This is a genomic window from Novosphingobium sp. Chol11, assembly GCF_900218065.1.
Taxonomy (GTDB): Bacteria; Pseudomonadota; Alphaproteobacteria; order Sphingomonadales; family Sphingomonadaceae; genus Sphingobium; species Sphingobium agri.
This window is the reverse complement of sequence record NZ_OBMU01000003.1, coordinates 66,559-82,932: the sequence shown is the minus strand read 5'-3', so window position 1 is coordinate 82,932 and position 16,374 is coordinate 66,559. Positions and strand designations below refer to the sequence as shown.

Below are 16,374 nucleotides of genomic sequence, written 5' to 3'. Positions count from 1 at the left end.
CAAAGGCCGCAGCAAAGCAGAAGCCCGCTAGTTCGCACCCGTGGCATGCCGCGCGGCGATGTAGCCAAAGGTCATGGCTGGCCCAATCGTTGACCCGGCACCCGGGTAGGAGCGCCCGGTCACCGACGCCGCACTGTTGCCGACGGCATAAAGGCCCTCGATCGGCGACCCCATGTCATCCACGACCCGGCCGTTCCCATCCGTCGCAAGCCCACCATTGGTGCCGATGTCCCCCGCATTGACGGGCAAAGCATAAAAGGGCGCCTTTTCCAGCGGCAACAAGTTAGGATTGGGGCTCACCTTCGGATCGCCATAGTAGCGGTCATAGGGTTGCTGACCGCGGCTGAAATCCGGGTCTTCTCCACGGCTGGCATGATGGTTGAAGCGGGCAACGCTTTTCTCCAGCACGTCCGGGCTGACCCCGATCTGCACAGCGAGTTTCCTTATGCTGCTCGCCTTGCGCAATATGCGCCGTACAGCCTTTGGATGCATCCAGCTGGGGATCATCGGCATCAACGGTCCCATCGGGTAGCGCCATTTGAACCGTGCATCCAAAATCACCCAGGCCTGCCCTCCGCCCGCATCGCGCATGGCTTCGCCTGCCTTGTGGTATGAAGCTGCTTCGTTGAGGAAGCGGCGGCCCTTGGCATCGACAATGAGGGATCCGGGCAGCGAGCGCTCGAAGAAGAGAGGTCGGGCGCGATCCTCGCCGGGAACCTTGATCGTCGGTGCCCACCAAGCCGAATCCATCCGCCGCGTGGCTCCGCCTACAGCTTGGGCGGCACGGATCGCATCGCCTGTGTTGCCGTTCTGGCTGCCGGACCATTCCGGATTGGCCGATCCGGTCAGGTAGCGCCGCCGCATGTCCGCATCACGTTCAAAGCCGCCGGCCGCCAATATGACGGCTTGCCGCGCGGCGATGCGGAGCGTTCCAGCTGGCGTCTGCACCACCGCACCTTGTACACGGCCATTCCGCTCAATCAGGGAGATGAGCGCGTGACGATAGCGTATCTCCGCCTGACGACCGTCCAGCGAGAGCTTCAGCCGTGCAAGCAGGGCATTGCCTGAAGTCAGAAACCGACTGCGCGTGGAGCGGAGGCGCTGTCCGACATCGGAATAATGCCGCCAAAGCGCGCGGGTCAGCATTTTTTGCCAACCGGGCATGCGCGTTATCATCGGTGCTGCTTCTGCCGCCGTCCAGCTGATCCGGCCGAACAGCATACCCGCAGGATGGGTCGGCCGCAGCCGCGCAAGATCCGCGCCCAGTCGCCGCCCATCTATCGGCTGAGGGTCATGGCTGCGCCAGCCCATCTTTCCGCCCGGCAGTTCGGCATGATAGTCGGTGTAGGGAATAGAGGCGTAGCGGACCTCCGTCCGCTCCTGCATATAGGCCAGCATGCGCGGGGCGTTTTCGACAAAGGCCCTGATGCGCTCCGGCTCGGCATCGTCGCCTGCCAACGCCGTTATGTAGCTTGCGGCTTCTTCCGGGCTGTCATCGGCGCCTGCGGCCTTGGCAAGATGGCTGGCAGGAATCCAGATTACGCCACCCGACGTGGCAGAGGTCCCGCCGAATTGATCGCCCTTCTCTATGAGCGCCACCTTCGCGCGATTGTCTGCGGCGATAATGGCAGCGGTCAGCGCCGCAGCCCCGGAACCCACGATCAGGACGTCCACTTCCTCGTCGAACGCTTCCACCTCGTCAGTTCCTTTCCATCGTCAGCATCACCTTGATGGCTTCCGGCGCACATTGAGCGGCGAAGGCCTGGGGTGCTTGCGAGATCGGGAAGCGGTGGGAAATGAGAGACGCACGATCGACCTTGCGCTCAGCCATATAGGCCAAGGCTTCGACCAGTTCCTCGGCCGCATAGCCGTTCGATCCCATAATTGTCGGCTGCTTCTGTATCATAGGACCAAAGTCGATCGTCATCCGGTCCTCATAGGCGCCAAAGCAAACGATCCTTCCGCCGTCCAAGTCGATGAGGCGCAGCGCGGTTTCCAGCGGCGGAGGACCGGGCATATGCTTGATGTAGCCCGCGCAATCGATCACCGCGCCGATCCGCGCGGACTTGCCCTGATAGCCTTCTTCCATGCCGGTGATTGCCGCAACCTGATCGAAGACGTCCCCGTCGCGGGCGTTGACCACGGCAGTCGCGCCCTGCGCCAGAGCGGCCTCCAGTCGTGCCTGATGAACGTCGACCGCGATGACCTGCCCAGCCTCTATCCCGCGCGCCCGAATGGCCTGGATGACGCTCAGCCCGATGATGCCGACACCGAAGATGACGACATGCTCGCCCGGCTTGATCGCGGCCTTGCGCACCATTTGAAGGCCGTCGGCCAACTGTTCGGTAGTGGCTGCCTCAATCATGTCCACGCCTTCTGGCATGCGCACCAGCTGAAATGGGTTGACGGGCACAGCCACATAATCGGCCATGCCGCCGCCCAGACCCGTCACGCCGACCACGCGCTCACCGACTGACCATCCCACCACGCCTTCGCCGATGGCGTCGATGGTCCCCGCGAATTCGTGGCCGGGGACATGATAGCCCTCTGGCGTCGCGCGGACGAGTTGATCACGATAGCTGCCGTTGCGGAACATGTGCAGATCGGACCCGCAAATGCCGCAAGCTTCGACAGCAACGATCACCTCTCCGGCTGCAGGCACGGGACGCGTCGCATCGCTGCGCGCGGCGATCTGCCCCGGATCGATGAAGTCCGCGACGCGCATGGTGGATAGTTCCAACATCCCCTCCTTCAACCCGGCATGAATTCGCCGCCGTTGATGTCGAGGCTGGCGCCCGTCACCACGGAGCAATAGTCAGACAGCAGCATGATAATCGGCCGCGCGCATTCACGATCGGTCGGCATTCGGCCAAGGGCGATGCCCCGCTCCTGCTCCGCCTTCAGTTCAGCGACGCTCCGGCCACTTTCCTTTGCCATGTAATCGAGCGCCTGTTCGACCGAATGTCCCCACATCCAACCCATGAAGGTGGAGTTGACACGGATGTTCCAGCGCCCGACCTCCGTCGCCATCTGCACCGTCGCCATGGCGAGCGCAGCCTTGGACGTGGCATAGGCGGCCTGCTGCACCCAGGCTTTGCGCGTCACTTGCGTGTTCACATTGACGATGGCGCCTCCGCCCGTCTGGCGCATTTGCCGAATGACGGATTGGCAGAGCCCAACGGTGCCAAACAGATTTACGTCGAACGTCCGCCGCCATTCGTCGAGGTCAGCATCGACAACATCGGTAAATGCACCCGGGATATAGGCACTGTTGATAAGGCCATCGACACGGCCAAAGCGCTCCACGGTTGCATCGACCAGCCTCTCCACATCGTCCCGCCTCGAAATGTCGGTGGGGACTTTCAGGACTTGCACATCATGTCCCGCTTCCCGGATCATGGCTTCCGCTGCGTCCAGCTTCGAGGGGGTACGCGCGGCCAGCACGACATGGGCCCCTTCGGCAGCCGCCAGCGACGAGAGTTCCTGTCCCAGGCCAGGCCCAATGCCTGACACGATGACGACCTTGTCCTTCAATATCACGTTTATCTCTCCATATTCGGCAGTTGTGCAGCGCCGCGGGCCTGCAGGATCAGGAAAATGACGGCAGCGAGAGCGAAGCCCGCGATCTGGAGCGCGATCGGCGTCCAGTAGCTGTGCGTGGCATCGAAAAGCGCGCTCGCGAGCGGGGCGGCGCCGAAGGTGAAGGGAACGGTGAACATCGTCACCATGCCCATCACTTGCGCGAAGTTGCGTGGTCCGAACAATCTGGTGAGCAACACCCCTTGGGCCGCCGCGATGCCGCCCCCGCATGCCCCCACGACGACCGCGTCCAGGACCAGCAGCCAATAGGGCGCGGGCTGAAGGAAGATGAACCACACCAATCCCTGCACCACACTGTTCGCGGCCAATGCTCTGCCCGGACCGAATCTGTCGGCCAGCCAGCCAAAGGCCATCGCTCCCAGGATACCGGTGCCCCCGGACAGGGCGAAGAGGAAGGAGGCTTCCTCCAGGCTCCAACCCTGCCCCATGATGAGCGGCACCATATGCGCGGCCTTCAGCACGCCGCCGCCCACTACGATGCCGACTGCCAGCGTGACGAGCCACAGTGCTGGGCGGGCGAGCAGTGTTCGCCACGGAAGCAACTGGTGTATTTCTGCGCGCGCGATCCCATCGGCGTGGCCAAGGGGCTGCTGACCGATCTGTTCGGGACGGTCGATCACGAACGGCATAAGTGGCAGGACAAGCAGGTGCGCGAGGCCTACGCCCACCAATACGGCGGTCAGTCCATAATGATGGAGACCCCAGGCACTGATCATCGGCACCAGCATGACGAACACCGGCATGGTCACGAAGCCCAGAGCTCGTCCCTGCTGCCGCACGAACCAATTGCTCGCCAATATGTTGGATGGAATGACCCCCAGCAGCAGAAAGCCGGGTGAGATCAACAGCGCAAAGATGCCGAGGAACTGGCCAATGCTGCCTGCCAGAGGGAGCAGACAATAGCCCGACGCTCCCAGCAGCGCGCCTGTGGTCAGGACCCGCCGGATCGATGTCCGCGCGATCAACGGGCTGATCAGAGGGGCGCTGAGCGAATAGATGAGGATGACCAGCGAGATACCAAGCGCGGACAATGTGCGGGTCGTCGCGAACCGCTCTTCGATGGCCAGGACCAGCGTTCCAAAGGAGCCGAAGGTCAGACCCACCGCTACATTCTGCGTGACCGCCGCGATGGCCACCATGCGCCAGCCCAGAAAGCCCCGCGCGGTGTCGCGGTCCTCGCCTCCTGATGAAACGCACATCGCTGGCCTGCTCGCAAGCCGCCCGGACATCAGCGCCCTATCCTTTCGGCATGCAGGGCTTCTGCCCGCGCCTTCAACGCATGGGCAGTGTCGTCGAACGCCCGTTTTACCCAGGGCCCGCAAAAGCGCATGACATGGACGCCGTTTTCACCAAGAAATGCGTCGGTCGACCAATAGCGGCAGTGGCCGTTGGCCATCGGATCGATGAACTGGTCGCGACGGGCGGCATAGGGCCAGTTCTCATGCCAGCGCGCTTCCCAGGCGAGCCTCCGCTCGGGTTCGAGTTCGCATATATATTCGCATCCCTGGAGCAACGCCCCGGGATTGGGATAATTGACGAGGCTCATATAGACTGGCGCGCCCATTTCGAGCGTGGACGTGGCCTTCACGCAAAAGGGATTCCAATCGCCGTACCGATCGAGGTCGGTGAGGACTTCCCACACCAGAGCGGGCGATGCCTCGATCACCACAACTTCGGAAGTGACGACATTGGCAGGGTCGTAGCTGATTTTGGCGTCCATGGCGGCTTTCGGCACGATCTGGTTTCTCCGCTTCACTGGTTTTCGAGCGCAGGGGGGAAGGCGGACAACAGCGCTGCATCGACAAGCTGCCCCTGGCCGTTCAGAGCGGCCGCAGCAGGACTGAGCAGGAACAGCGCGACTTCCGCGACCATCTGTGGGGTGAGATTGCCGCGGTAGGGCGGCGTGCCCAATTGATCCGGCGCAACGATGCTGTCCTGCTGCTCCGCTCCGGTCATCGGCGTCTCCACCCCGCCCGGGCAAATCGCATTGACCCTGAGACCACGGCTGGCAAATTCGCGCGCTGCAGAGCGCACCAGGCCGACAACGCCATGTTTGGCAGTGCTATAACCCGCCGCATCCGAAAAGCCGGTGAGCGCGGCAGCCGAGGCGGTCACCACCACTGCACCCCCAGGGCGCAGACGTCGCTGCGCCTGCCGCAGGCCAAGATAGGGCCCGCGCAGATTGATGGCGATCATCCGGTCGAATTCTTCGACGGGCATCTGGTCGAACGGGCCATAGCGCTGGATCACGCCAGCATTGAGGAAGGCCATGTCGAGCCCGTCGAGCGCGGCTTCGGCTTGGGCGAAGAATTGCTCGTTGTCCGCCTCCCGGCTGACATCGCCAGCTATCGCGAGGGCGGTGCCTCCGTGCGCTTCGATCAGGCTCGCGATCCGCTCCGCATCCTGCATGCGGATGTCGACCACGGCGACCTTGCAGCCTTCCGCAGCCAAGCGCATCGCAGCAGAAGCGCCGATCCCGGAGCCTCCTCCGGTCACAACTGCGGACTTCCCCACGAAGCTCATCCTGCTCTCTCCATCACCCCGGTCCTTCGCCGGTTTTTCGCAGCATGGCGTAGCTGAGACTCCCCCGCCTCGTCGAAATGGAGGGGGTCGCGCACGAGCGCTTTTCCCGGCGCCTAATTGATTTGGAGGTAGAGGGCGGTCGGCTTTTGAACCAGCCACATGAAGGCTGGAAGCAGGCCATTCTCAGGCCGATCAAACTAGGCCCGGGCGGACGGACAAAGATAAGGATTTCAAGGAGAGAAAATGCGCTATCGCGACAAGCTGGTCATCGTCACCGGCGCTGCATCAGGGATCGGCAGGGCGACCGCGCAGCGGCTGGCTGCGGAGGGCGCGCAGCTCGTGCTGGGCGACATCAATGAGGCGGGCGCTCGGTCCTTGGCAGACTCTCTGGATACGCAGTTCACGCCGCTAGTGATCGGCTTCGATGCTGGTGATCCTACCTCCTGTCGCGCTTTCATCGCCACTGCCGCCGAAAAGGCGGGACGGATCGACATGCTGTGCAACATCGCCGGGATCATGGATTGGGGGCCGCTGCCGATGTTCAGCGAAGAGCGATGGGAAAGAATGATGCGGGTCAACCTCTCCAGCATCTTCTACCTGTGCCAATCGGCGATGCCGCATCTGGTCGCCACGAAAGGCAACATCGTCAATATCAGCTCGGCAGCCGGATTGGTGGGGATCGCCTACACCACCGCCTATTGCGCGGCAAAGCATGGGGTCATCGGTCTGACCAAGTCGCTGGCTATCGAATATGCAAGCGCGGGCGTGCGCGTGAATGCGATCTGCCCCACCGGCGTGAAGACACCCATGACCACCGGCATCCTCCCCGAAGGCGTCGATATATCGCTCCTGATGCGCAACGCTTCAAAGATGGGTGATTTGATCGAGGCCGACGAAGTCGCCGGTGCCATCGTCTATCTGGGCTCGGCGGATGCGCGCACCGTGAGCGGCATCGCGCTGCCGGTGGATGGTGCCCAGACCGCAGGCTGAAGACGAGGAGGTCAGCTTGCACGCCGGTAATGCATGGCGACCACGCCGTTGCTTAGCGGGCTTGCCCAAATCAGTTCGAGCCGTCGCGTGCTGGCCAGCCCGCTTTCATAGAGGGTAGGCCCGTGGCCAGCGATCCGTGGATGAACTAGGAACCTATATTCGTCGATCAGACCCAGCCGGTCCAGCTCAGCCGCGAGCTTAGCACTGCCTAGCAACACGCCGCCCGGCGTTGCGTCCTTCAGCCTCTGCACGCCCGTCCGCAGGTCGCCAGCGACGTGGTGACTGTTGGTCCATGGGAAGACATTTCGCGTCGATGACACGACATGTTTCGGCTTGGCTTCGAGCTTGACGGCCCATTCGCGCACCGCTGGCGGCGCGTCTGTGTCGCCGCGCGCAACCGATGGCCAGTAGCTCTCCATCATCTCATATGTGACGCGCCCCCAAAGCATCGCCCCGCTCTGGTCCATAAGGCGGGTGAAGAAGGCGTGCGTTTCGTTGTCAGCAATGCCTGCCTGGTGGTCGATGCAGCCATCCAGCGTGACGTTGATGCTGAAAGTGAGAGATCCCATGGAACCACTCTAGGTCGGATTATGCGAAAGACTGCATCAATCGGTTCCGTCAGCTAGCAAGTGCTGCACGCGCCCTTGGCGTGCACAGATGCATGCCGCTCAAGAACATGATCGTGGACAGGCACAGCAGCCAATTCCTATGGGGCGGGCTTGCGGAATTTCAGTGTCATGCGGTCGCTTTCGCCGATCGCTAGATATTTTGCCTTGTCCACATCGCCGTTGGCGAAAGTGGGCGGAAGGGTCCAAACCCCTTTGGGCCAGTCAGCCTTGTCTTTGGAATTGGCGTTGATTTCCGAAGCTGCGACATATTCGAAGCCAGCAGCCTCGGCCAAGCGGCGAATGGTCGAGACCTTGAGATAGCCGCTTTGCTTCTCGAGCGCGCTGTCCCGGTCTTCAGGCAGGCGGTGATCGACGATGCCAAGCGTCCCGCCAGGCTTGAGAAGATCATAAAAGGCCTTGAAGGTCGCTGCCTCCGTGCCCGCCATCACCAAATTATGTACGTTGCGGAACGTAAGCAGCGTATCGACGCTGCCCGCAGGGATCATGGCGGCCTGGTCAGGGTAAGAAATCAGCTTTACTTTGTCATAGACGGCCGGCTTGGCAGCGAGAAACTTGCGATAGTTCTCAAGATATCGGCCCGATGGCTGGAGCGCGTAGAACGTCCCTTTTTCGCGCAGCAGAGGCGCGAGTATCTCGGTGTACCAGCCGCCGCCCGGGCTGAATTCCACTACGGTCTGCGCTGGCTCAACATCAAAAAAGGCGAGCGTTTCTGCGGGATGGCGATATTTATCGCGAACCGTGTTAGCGGCGGTCCGGCTGGACGCTGCAACGGCGGCTGCGATATCGTTGCCAGGTTGTGTTTTCCCGTGCTCAGAGTGCTCAGAGTGCTGTGCCGCAAGTGGCAAGGCAGGTACGGCAAGGGCAGTCAGCAGCAGACCGGCGCGCGCAAGACGGTTCATCCATGATCCTCTCTTCTTCGGCGATAACCCTGATCTGCGCTTGATACTCGTGAATAGCAAGCGCGCGCAGCGATGGCCCGCTTCTGCTCCGCTCAGGAGTAGGAGCTCAGGCCGCGCGGGGCATGCCCTGCCTGGCTAGGGTGCAGAGCAGCAATGCGGTCAGCGCCGCCCGCTCGCCAAGGCTCGGCACGATCAGATACTCGTCGGGCGAGTGGATTGATCCGCCCCGCACGCCCATCGTGTCCACCACAGGCACGCCGCACGCCGCGATATTATTGCCGTCGCACACGCCGCCCGTGTCGCGCCAGCCGATTTGCTGTGACAGCTTGCGCCCACAATCGCTGACGAGGTTGAGCAGCGCGAGCGCTTGGCGGTCGAGCGTCTTTGGCGGCCGCCCGAAATCACCATGGAGGTGGATCGCGACCTCCCGCGCCTGCGCTACCGACGCAAGGATCGCCTGCATCGCGGTTTCGGCCATCTTCTGCCGATCGGCCGACGCGGGCCGCATGTTCACGCGCAATATGGCATGGTCGGGCACGACATTGTTGGGGCCGCCGCCATCGATCCGCGCCGGGTTGGCGGACAGCCCTTCGCCCGCCAGCTGTTCCAGCCGCAGGGCGATGTCGGCGGCGGCCAGCACCGCGTTGCGGCCGTCTCGGGGATTGCGCCCCGCATGCGCGCTGCGTCCGGTGACGATGATCGAGAAATTGCCGCTCCCGGGTCGCGCGCCCGCCAGCGTGCCATCGGGCAGTGCCGACGGTTCATAGGTGAAGGCGGCCTGCTTTCCCCGCGCCGCTTCCCGCAGCAACGGCGCGGAGCCGGGCGAACCGATTTCCTCGTCACTGTTCAACACGACCTGATAGCCGATGCGCGGGTGGAGTGGCGAAGCTTCAAACGCGCGTAGAGCCGCCAGCATCACCGCGATCCCGCCCTTCATGTCGGCGACGCCAGGACCGTTCAGCAGATCGCCGTCCCTGCGGCAGTGCTGAAAGCTGCTCTCTGCCGGAAACACCGTGTCCATATGGCCAGTGAACAACAGTTGCAGCGGTGCATCGGGACGCACGGTGAGCAGGATGTTGTCGCCCAGATCAAGGGCGTCTTCCCGACCATCCAGCGCGATCGACGTTACCTCTGCCGCAGGGCGCAGTTGCATGTCGCCCGGCAGCACGGAAAAGGCGTCCGTCAGTACCGACGCCGTCGTCGCCAGCCCCGCCAGGTTCCGCGATCCGCTGTTGACTGCGGACCATTGCAGCAGTTGATCCAGCATCGGCGCGGCGCTGGCAGCCTCCACCACCGCCCGGTCGAGGCCGATATCGGCGCTGAAAATATGCTCGTCTGTCATGTCAGGCCTGGAACCGCCAGTTGTTCTGACAGACTAGCCTCGAAACGGGCGAAGGAATAGGCGCAATGGTCAGCAGCGCGCACTCATGATGAGGGCGCCGCCGCGATCATTGCTTGGTCATGTGGAAAATGCCGGTCGCATTGCCGCTGTCGAAGGAGAGGTCGAGCTTCCCGGTGGCGGGGTCCACGTCCCGGCTGATGAATTCATAGAAGGAGCCGGGCACCTTCATATGGCACATGTCACCCTGATCATTGACGAATTCCCGTTCCACCATGTCAGCTCTGAAAGCGGTCTGGCGGACGCGGCCATTGCGGGAAAATTCCACCTTGTCCTTCATCGGCCGACCCAGCGCTTTCAGCTCCTCTGCTAGCGCGACGACGTCGGCCACCCGGTCGGTGGCGTGATTGAAGGCATTGCCCTCCGTCGCTATCCACGCCGCCTCTGCCGATGCGCTGCGCAGCGCCTCATAATCGGCGACCGTGCAGGGCGCATGATGTCGCCCGAAAGCAACGACCAGCGTCGGCAGCACGGCACGCGCAACGTCGAAGGGAATGGTTCCACCCGCGGCGAACTGATCCAGCGCGGCCAGCGCTTCTTCGTCCAGGGGGTCTTGCGAACTGCCAAATACGCGATCCGCGACCGCGGCGAACGCCTCGTCGAACTGGTCCACATGCAATTCGCTGACGAAGAATTGCGGGATGCTTTCCGGAAAATCCCGATGACGATAGGCGCGGCCGGTCATGCGCAAGGCTGGAAGCGGATAGGTCGCTACATCCTCATATGCCAACGGTTCCAGGATGCGCCGGAACGCCAATTCGCCGCGGGGCAGAGCGCCCGTATCCTTATCGACGAGGGCGACGGTGCGGATTGCGCCATGATCGAAACACAGGCGGCGGCCGCTAGCGATGGCGTCCGCGACATAGCTGGCGGCGCTCGGCACTCGTTCGAGCAATCCAGCGAACAGCAGCATGTTCATGGCGGCCGCCATCTGCGCGCGGGTGACGCCAGGCCGGTCCTGATGTCCGGCCGGCAGCATAGGCGTCAGCATGGCGGCAATCCGGCGGCCATCCTCCTCACCCAGGATCGCGGTCACCAGCTTCAGCGCGCCTTCATTTTCGGTACTCATCCTGTAATCCTGTCATCAGCCAAGGCCGGATGCCGAAGATCGCAATAGCTTCATGTCTATAATCGATAATTGAGCATGAGGGTATGGGTCAGATCGGCACCGCCGTCGTATATTTCACCTGCGACAAGGCGAAGTGGGATGACCCGGTCGCGACCGTGGGATGGCGCAGGACGGTGCGCATCAGGAAGTGATTATATTCTTCCACATCCGCGACCAATATCCGTAGCAGATAGTCCCAGTCGCCCGACATGGAATAGCATTCGATGATCTCGTCACGCGATGCGATGAAAGTCTCGAATGCCTCGGTTGTTTCTGCTTGATGGTTCTTGATCTTGATATGGCACAGCACGTTGAGGCTGCGTCCCAGCCGCGCCGGGTCAACGAGGCGGATTTGACGGCCCAGCACGCCGTCCGCCTCCAACGCCCTTATCCGCCTCCAGCATGAGGCGGTCGACGCGCCGACCCGCTCAGCAAGTTCGGCATGACTGATCGATGCGTCACGCTGCAATTCGTGCAGCAGCTTGCGATCGATCGCGTCAATGGGACGAATGGGCATCAGGCAGAGGCTTCCTTGTTTTGACAGGAGCGAATCGCAGCCGCTCAGAGTCGATCAGCTCGGCGCAATCTTTGATGCATTTCCATCCATCACGCCAGCTTTGTGATTGGACCTCATCTCATATCACCCTGATTTTCTATCAAATGAAACATAATTTCGACCGTATATGCTAGGATTTCATCATCGTCGGCTCCATCGATTCAGGAAGTTTGCGCATGATTGATCTCGACAATCCCCTTGGGCTCGACGGCTTTGAGTTCGTGGAGTTCAGCGCTCCGGAAAAGGGCCTGCTGGAACCTGTTTTCACCGCCATGGGCTTCACCATGATCGCGCGTCACAGATCGAAGGATGTGCAGCTATGGCGGCAAGGCGGCATCAACCTGATCGCCAATTATGAACCGCGCAGCCCGGCCGCTTACTTCGCCGCTGAACATGGCCCGTCCGCCTGCGGCATGGGCTGGCGCGTAAAGGACGCGGCCAAGGCCTATGCCATGGCGATCGAGCGCGGCGCGGAGCCGGTGGAGGTGCGCACCGGACCCATGGAATTGCGGCTGCCCGCCGTGCGCGGCATCGGCGGGTCGATCATCTACCTCATCGACCGTTATGAGGGCGAGGATGGCGCGCTATCTATCTACGACATCGACTTCGTCTATGAACCAGGCGTGGAGCGGCATCCTGTCGGCGCTGGGTTCAGGATCATCGATCACCTGACGCACAATGTCTATGGCGGGCGTATGGCGCACTGGGCGAGCTTCTACGAGCGTGTCTTCGGTTTCCGCGAAATCCGCTATTTCGACATCAAGGGCGAATATACCGGCCTCACCAGCAAGGCGATGACCGCGCCAGACGGCAAAATTCGCATCCCCCTCAATGAAGAGGGCAAGACCGGCGGCGGCCAAATCGACGAATTCCTGCGCGCCTATAATGGCGAGGGCATTCAGCATATCGCGTTGTTGTGCGACGACCTTGTTGCCGCCTGGGATCGGCTGAAGGCGATGGGCACGCCGTTGATGGCCGCTCCGCCCGCCACCTATTATGAGATGCTGGATGAGCGGCTGCCCGGCCATGGCGAGCCGGTGGAGCAGTTGCAGGCGCGCGGCATCCTGCTCGACGGGTCGACGCAGGAGGGGGACCCGCGTCTCCTCCTCCAGATCTTCGCGCAGCCGACGATCGGCCCTGTGTTCTTCGAATTCATCCAGCGCAAGAAGGATGAGGGCTTTGGCGAAGGTAATTTCACCGCCTTGTTCGAAAGCATGGAACGTGATCAGATGCGGCGGGGCGCGCTGAACGTGGAGCAACCGGCATGACCGTCCCAGACCTCAAACGCATTCACCATGTCGCCTATCGCTGCATCGACGCGAAGGAGACGGTCGATTGGTATGCCCGCATGCTGGGCATGACTTTCACCACTGCCTTTGCAGAGGACAAGGTGCCTTCGACCGGCGAAGACGATCCTTATATGCACGTCTTCCTCGACTGCGGCGGCGGCAATGTCCTCGCCTTTTTCGAGCTGCCGAACCAGCCTGCCATGGGCCGCGACGCCTACACGCCCGCCTGGGTCCAGCACATCGCCTTTGAAGTGGAGGATAAAGCCGCGCTGCTCGCCGCGAAAGCGCATCTCGAGGAGCAGGGCGTCGACGTGCTCGGCCCCACCTGGCATGGGGTTTTCAAGTCGATCTACTTTTTCGATCCTAATGGCCATCGCATCGAACTGGCGGCCAATATCGGCACGGCTGAACAATATGCGGAGTTGAAGCGCGTCGCGCCGCTGATGCTCGAGGAATGGAGCCGTACAAAGCGCGCGCCCCGCCACGCGCAATGGCTGCATGAGGAGCCCAAGGCATGAAGCTCGCCAGTCTGAAAGGAAGCCGAGACGGACGCCTTGTCGTCGTATCCCGCGATCTGTCCTCCTATGCCGATGCGCAGGCGATCGCTCCAACCCTGCAGGCGGCGCTGGACGATTGGGCGGCGGTCGCGCCCCGGCTGGAAGCACTTGCGCGCGACCTTGAAAGCGGCGCGGTAACAAGCCTTCCCTTCAACGAGGCGGAGGCGGCCGCTCCCCTGCCCCGCGCCTATCAATGGGCGGACGGATCAGCCTATGTGAACCATGTCGCACTGGTGCGGCAGGCGCGCGGTGCACAACTGCCCGACAGCTTCTGGCATGATCCGCTGGTCTATCAGGGAGGGTCGGACAGTTTCCTGGGTTGCCGCGATCCTATACCGCTCGCCGATGAGTCATGGGGCTGCGATATGGAGGCGGAGATCGTCGTGGTCACCGATGACGTGCCACAGGGCGTCAGCCCGGAGGATGCGCGCGGCCTCATCCGGCTCGTCGGCCTGGTGAACGACATATCGCTACGCAACCTCATTCCAGGCGAGTTGGCGAAGGGCTTCGGCTTCTACCAGTCGAAGCCCGCCAGCACATTGTCACCGGTCTTCGTGACGCCCGATACATTGGGCGCGCAATGGCGGGACGGCAAGCTGCACGGCACGCTGAAGGTCGATCTGAACGGCCAGCCCTTTGGCCGGGCTGATGCCGGAGTCGATATGACGTTCGATTTCGGCATGCTGATCGCCCATTTGGCGAAGACCCGGTCGCTCGCCGCCGGGACGATCGTCGGGTCGGGCACCGTGTCCAACCGTGACGCGGACGGTGGCCCCGGACGGCCCGCAGCCGATGGCGGCCTTGGCTATAGCTGCATCGCCGAAGCGCGCATGGTCCAGACGATCCTTCAGGGGGAGCCGCATACGCCTTTCCTGCGGCGGGGCGACCGGGTGAGCATCTGGATGGAGGATGAAGCGGGCGCACCAGTCTTCGGCGTGATCGATCAGACAGTTACGCAACCGGAGACCGCCGCTTCTAGCAATCAGCGCTGAAATAGCGGGGATCTACCCGCTCATCGCCGCGCTGGCGTGCCCGTAGCAGCCGCAGAGCTGCTTACCCTTATAGTGATTGTTTGCCCTGACCCGGCGCTAATATGGCCACTGACGTGCAGTTATGTGGAATTAATTTGCACTGCGCTCGGACGGGTCGAAATTGCTGGCGACAGCAGTTCCGACCACGCTCAATGCATCGAGGGTAAGACCCTCAATATGTCGAGAGCCTTACCCGAAGCAGAGCCGGCTGCTCGTTGAAATTGAACCCGTAGGAAGTCTGGTCGCCATTCCAGCGACGTGATGCCTTCCACTGGCCGTTCACGAATGTCCCCTCCTCAGCGCTCAAAATTTGACCATTCAGAGCCGCGTCGGTCGGGGTGAACTGAAAACGGCTATATTGCCCGGCAACGAGGAACTCGTCTGGCCCCAATTGCGCGACGACCCCACCACCTACAGCTTCCTTTGCCCAAGCGGGCGACTCCATGCCGGGCCAGGCGGGGATATCGAAGTTGTTGCGGCCATAGATAGCGGTGATTTTCCACCGGCCCATCGACGTGGATTCTTCACCCGCGCTGCCCTTTGAGCTTCCCCAGGTCGGGTGCTTTCCAGCGATCGCCGCCCATTCGCTCGCGATCGGCTTGAACAGCCGGTAGGGAGCGGCGAACGCTTCGATCGTTGAAGCGTCCAACTCGCGGGCACCAAGGGGATAGTTGGAATAGTTGGTGGCATCCATGCCGAACGGCGCCCAGCCGATGGCTCCCCTGCCCAAGGCTGCCCAGAAAAACCGCGCGCTCGACGCAGCATTGCTCGTTTCGGGGACGAACAAGGCGTTGTCCGGTCGCGTGTAGCGGTCAAGCAATCCAAGGTAGGTCTTTTCAATCGGCAGATACAGGTCGGGACCTATCAGGTCCAGCGCCGGCGCGATCGTCTTCCAGATCGGCAAGACATTCCAGTTGGGCCCGCCGCTCCCGACCTGTGCGGCCATCATGGTGCTCGTCGCGTCGAACACAGCCGCGTTCGTGTACATTGGCAGGTTCTTCTCTGCTTTCCCCGCAGCGGCGACCTCTTGCACATAACGCGCATATGTCCAGGCAGCGAATGCCTGATCCGCTTCCTTGCCAAAGGCCTCGGCCCAAGTCCCGGCAGGCTTGCCGGAGGCGCGCATGACCGCTTCTGGAACCGCTTGGTTGAAAAGCTTGTCAGCAGCAGGCGAATAATCACGGGCAACGCCATGCGTCCCCACCTCATTTTGAACCTGCACCATGATCACCGTGTGCTTCGGATCCGATTGCTTCAGATGCCGCATCAGCATCGTGAACGCCTTCCGATCGGCAGCAAGGCTCGCTTCGCCCAAAGGTGACAGCGTCTTCGTAGGACGGCCATCGCGCCGCATCAGGCGCGGGAAACGGGTCGTGTCGTTCTTCACCCATTCAGGGGTGTAGGTGGATTCGCCATTTTTCCAGCTGCCGAACCACAGCAGGACAACCCGCATGTCGTTCTGGCGCGCCTGTGCCAGCAAGGTATCGACCCAGCTATAGTCGAATTTCCCTTCGACCGGTTCGAACTGCTCCCATGCTACGGGAATTTCGATCGTATTCGCATTCAGCGCCTTCATGACGGGCCAGACCTGCGGAAGAACCGCGGGGTAGTTGCTTGAATTGTGGACCTGAGCGCCAAGCATGAGGTAGGGCTTGTCATCGACCAGGAATGTATGCCGTCCACCTTCACTCTGAAGCCGCGGTACATCCGAAGCCAAAGCTGTCCCGGGGAACACCAATCCACAGAGCAACCCGAGCAAAAAATGATGGCGGACCATAGGATTCCCCTTTGAG

General features: G+C 62.0%; 16 protein-coding genes. 4 read left to right on the top strand and 12 right to left on the bottom strand.

What is annotated here, in order from left to right; translation table 11 throughout:
• Positions 1-27 precede the first annotated feature (27 nt).
• Genes NCHOL11_RS15130 through NCHOL11_RS15105 form a run of 6 tightly spaced genes read right to left on the bottom strand, consistent with a single transcriptional unit; the run spans position 28 to position 6,123 of the window.
• Entirely contained in the window at positions 28-1,695 is a 1,668-nt protein-coding gene (locus NCHOL11_RS15130; protein WP_097093418.1) for an FAD-dependent oxidoreductase, read from the bottom strand.
• Between the two features lie 4 nt (positions 1,696-1,699).
• Positions 1,700-2,743 (bottom strand): zinc-dependent alcohol dehydrogenase, encoded by a 1,044-nt coding sequence (locus tag NCHOL11_RS15125; protein ID WP_255254866.1) that lies wholly within the window; start codon positions 2,741-2,743, stop codon positions 1,700-1,702.
• Positions 2,744-2,751: 8 nt separating this feature from the next.
• Positions 2,752-3,540 (bottom strand): SDR family oxidoreductase, encoded by a 789-nt coding sequence (locus NCHOL11_RS15120; RefSeq protein WP_097093417.1) that lies wholly within the window; start codon positions 3,538-3,540, stop codon positions 2,752-2,754.
• Between the two features lie 2 nt (positions 3,541-3,542).
• A complete protein-coding gene (locus NCHOL11_RS15115) occupies positions 3,543-4,829 on the bottom strand; it encodes an MFS transporter (RefSeq protein WP_097093416.1) in 1,287 nt (428 codons plus the stop codon).
• Positions 4,829-5,356, bottom strand: coding sequence for an SRPBCC domain-containing protein (locus tag NCHOL11_RS15110; RefSeq protein ID WP_255254865.1), 528 nt, complete (start codon positions 5,354-5,356; stop codon positions 4,829-4,831). The genes NCHOL11_RS15115 and NCHOL11_RS15110 overlap by 1 nt, the downstream gene beginning before the upstream one ends.
• Complete coding sequence (locus tag NCHOL11_RS15105) at positions 5,353-6,123, bottom strand: SDR family NAD(P)-dependent oxidoreductase (RefSeq protein ID WP_097093415.1); 771 nt, start codon at positions 6,121-6,123, stop codon at positions 5,353-5,355. Before NCHOL11_RS15105 ends, NCHOL11_RS15110 begins: the two co-directional genes overlap by 4 nt.
• Before the next feature lie 243 nt (positions 6,124-6,366).
• Here NCHOL11_RS15105 and NCHOL11_RS15100 point away from each other — a divergent pair, with 243 nt between their 5' ends.
• Positions 6,367-7,113, top strand: a complete 747-nt coding sequence (locus NCHOL11_RS15100) for an SDR family NAD(P)-dependent oxidoreductase (RefSeq protein ID WP_097093414.1) — start codon at positions 6,367-6,369, stop codon at positions 7,111-7,113.
• Positions 7,114-7,124: 11 nt separating this feature from the next.
• Here the strand turns inward: NCHOL11_RS15100 and NCHOL11_RS15095 are convergent, their stop codons facing one another.
• The 5 genes from NCHOL11_RS15095 to NCHOL11_RS15075 all read right to left on the bottom strand — a co-directional run bounded on the left by NCHOL11_RS15095 (position 7,125) and on the right by NCHOL11_RS15075 (position 11,665).
• Positions 7,125-7,682, bottom strand: a complete 558-nt coding sequence (locus NCHOL11_RS15095; protein WP_097093413.1) for a dihydrofolate reductase family protein — start codon at positions 7,680-7,682, stop codon at positions 7,125-7,127.
• A 137-nt stretch (positions 7,683-7,819) separates the two neighbouring features.
• A complete protein-coding gene (locus NCHOL11_RS15090; RefSeq protein WP_097093412.1) occupies positions 7,820-8,641 on the bottom strand; it encodes a class I SAM-dependent methyltransferase in 822 nt (273 codons plus the stop codon).
• A 106-nt stretch (positions 8,642-8,747) separates the two neighbouring features.
• A complete protein-coding gene (locus NCHOL11_RS15085) occupies positions 8,748-9,983 on the bottom strand; it encodes a hydrolase (protein ID WP_097093411.1) in 1,236 nt (411 codons plus the stop codon).
• A 106-nt stretch (positions 9,984-10,089) separates the two neighbouring features.
• A complete protein-coding gene (locus NCHOL11_RS15080; protein WP_097093410.1) occupies positions 10,090-11,109 on the bottom strand; it encodes a 2-oxoadipate dioxygenase/decarboxylase family protein in 1,020 nt (339 codons plus the stop codon).
• A gap of 88 nt (positions 11,110-11,197) precedes the next feature.
• Complete coding sequence (locus tag NCHOL11_RS15075; protein WP_097093409.1) at positions 11,198-11,665, bottom strand: Lrp/AsnC family transcriptional regulator; 468 nt, start codon at positions 11,663-11,665, stop codon at positions 11,198-11,200.
• A gap of 215 nt (positions 11,666-11,880) precedes the next feature.
• Here NCHOL11_RS15075 and hppD point away from each other — a divergent pair, with 215 nt between their 5' ends.
• From hppD to NCHOL11_RS15060, 3 genes are read left to right on the top strand one after another with little or no spacing between them, the layout of a single operon-like run.
• Complete coding sequence (gene hppD, locus NCHOL11_RS15070) at positions 11,881-12,972, top strand: 4-hydroxyphenylpyruvate dioxygenase (RefSeq protein WP_097093408.1); 1,092 nt, start codon at positions 11,881-11,883, stop codon at positions 12,970-12,972.
• Positions 12,969-13,511, top strand: a complete 543-nt coding sequence (locus NCHOL11_RS15065) for a VOC family protein (protein ID WP_097093407.1) — start codon at positions 12,969-12,971, stop codon at positions 13,509-13,511. The genes hppD and NCHOL11_RS15065 overlap by 4 nt, the downstream gene beginning before the upstream one ends.
• Entirely contained in the window at positions 13,508-14,542 is a 1,035-nt protein-coding gene (locus NCHOL11_RS15060) for a fumarylacetoacetate hydrolase family protein (RefSeq protein WP_097093406.1), read from the top strand. The genes NCHOL11_RS15065 and NCHOL11_RS15060 overlap by 4 nt, the downstream gene beginning before the upstream one ends.
• Before the next feature lie 211 nt (positions 14,543-14,753).
• On the opposite strand, the gene NCHOL11_RS15055 is transcribed toward NCHOL11_RS15060, so the two are convergent.
• Positions 14,754-16,358, bottom strand: coding sequence for a DUF5597 domain-containing protein (locus NCHOL11_RS15055; protein WP_097093405.1), 1,605 nt, complete (start codon positions 16,356-16,358; stop codon positions 14,754-14,756).
• Positions 16,359-16,374: the final 16 nt, after the last annotated feature.

What these genes read in the sequence shown, in the direction of transcription:
- NCHOL11_RS15115 (WP_097093416.1), bottom strand. Translation starts at nt 4,829, where the DNA reads ATGTCCGGGCGGCTTGCGAGCAGGCCAGCGATGTGCGTTTCATCAGGA.
- NCHOL11_RS15075 (WP_097093409.1), bottom strand. Translation starts at nt 11,665, where the DNA reads ATGCCCATTCGTCCCATTGACGCGATCGATCGCAAGCTGCTGCACGAA.
- NCHOL11_RS15060 (WP_097093406.1), top strand. Translation starts at nt 13,508, where the DNA reads ATGAAGCTCGCCAGTCTGAAAGGAAGCCGAGACGGACGCCTTGTCGTC.
- NCHOL11_RS15055 (WP_097093405.1), bottom strand. Translation starts at nt 16,358, where the DNA reads ATGGTCCGCCATCATTTTTTGCTCGGGTTGCTCTGTGGATTGGTGTTC.
- NCHOL11_RS15065 (WP_097093407.1), top strand. Translation starts at nt 12,969, where the DNA reads ATGACCGTCCCAGACCTCAAACGCATTCACCATGTCGCCTATCGCTGC.
- NCHOL11_RS15090 (WP_097093412.1), bottom strand. Translation starts at nt 8,641, where the DNA reads ATGAACCGTCTTGCGCGCGCCGGTCTGCTGCTGACTGCCCTTGCCGTA.
- NCHOL11_RS15095 (WP_097093413.1), bottom strand. Translation starts at nt 7,682, where the DNA reads ATGGGATCTCTCACTTTCAGCATCAACGTCACGCTGGATGGCTGCATC.
- hppD (WP_097093408.1), top strand. Translation starts at nt 11,881, where the DNA reads ATGATTGATCTCGACAATCCCCTTGGGCTCGACGGCTTTGAGTTCGTG.
- NCHOL11_RS15100 (WP_097093414.1), top strand. Translation starts at nt 6,367, where the DNA reads ATGCGCTATCGCGACAAGCTGGTCATCGTCACCGGCGCTGCATCAGGG.
- NCHOL11_RS15080 (WP_097093410.1), bottom strand. Translation starts at nt 11,109, where the DNA reads ATGAGTACCGAAAATGAAGGCGCGCTGAAGCTGGTGACCGCGATCCTG.
- NCHOL11_RS15085 (WP_097093411.1), bottom strand. Translation starts at nt 9,983, where the DNA reads ATGACAGACGAGCATATTTTCAGCGCCGATATCGGCCTCGACCGGGCG.
- NCHOL11_RS15105 (WP_097093415.1), bottom strand. Translation starts at nt 6,123, where the DNA reads ATGAGCTTCGTGGGGAAGTCCGCAGTTGTGACCGGAGGAGGCTCCGGG.
- NCHOL11_RS15125 (WP_255254866.1), bottom strand. Translation starts at nt 2,743, where the DNA reads ATGTTGGAACTATCCACCATGCGCGTCGCGGACTTCATCGATCCGGGG.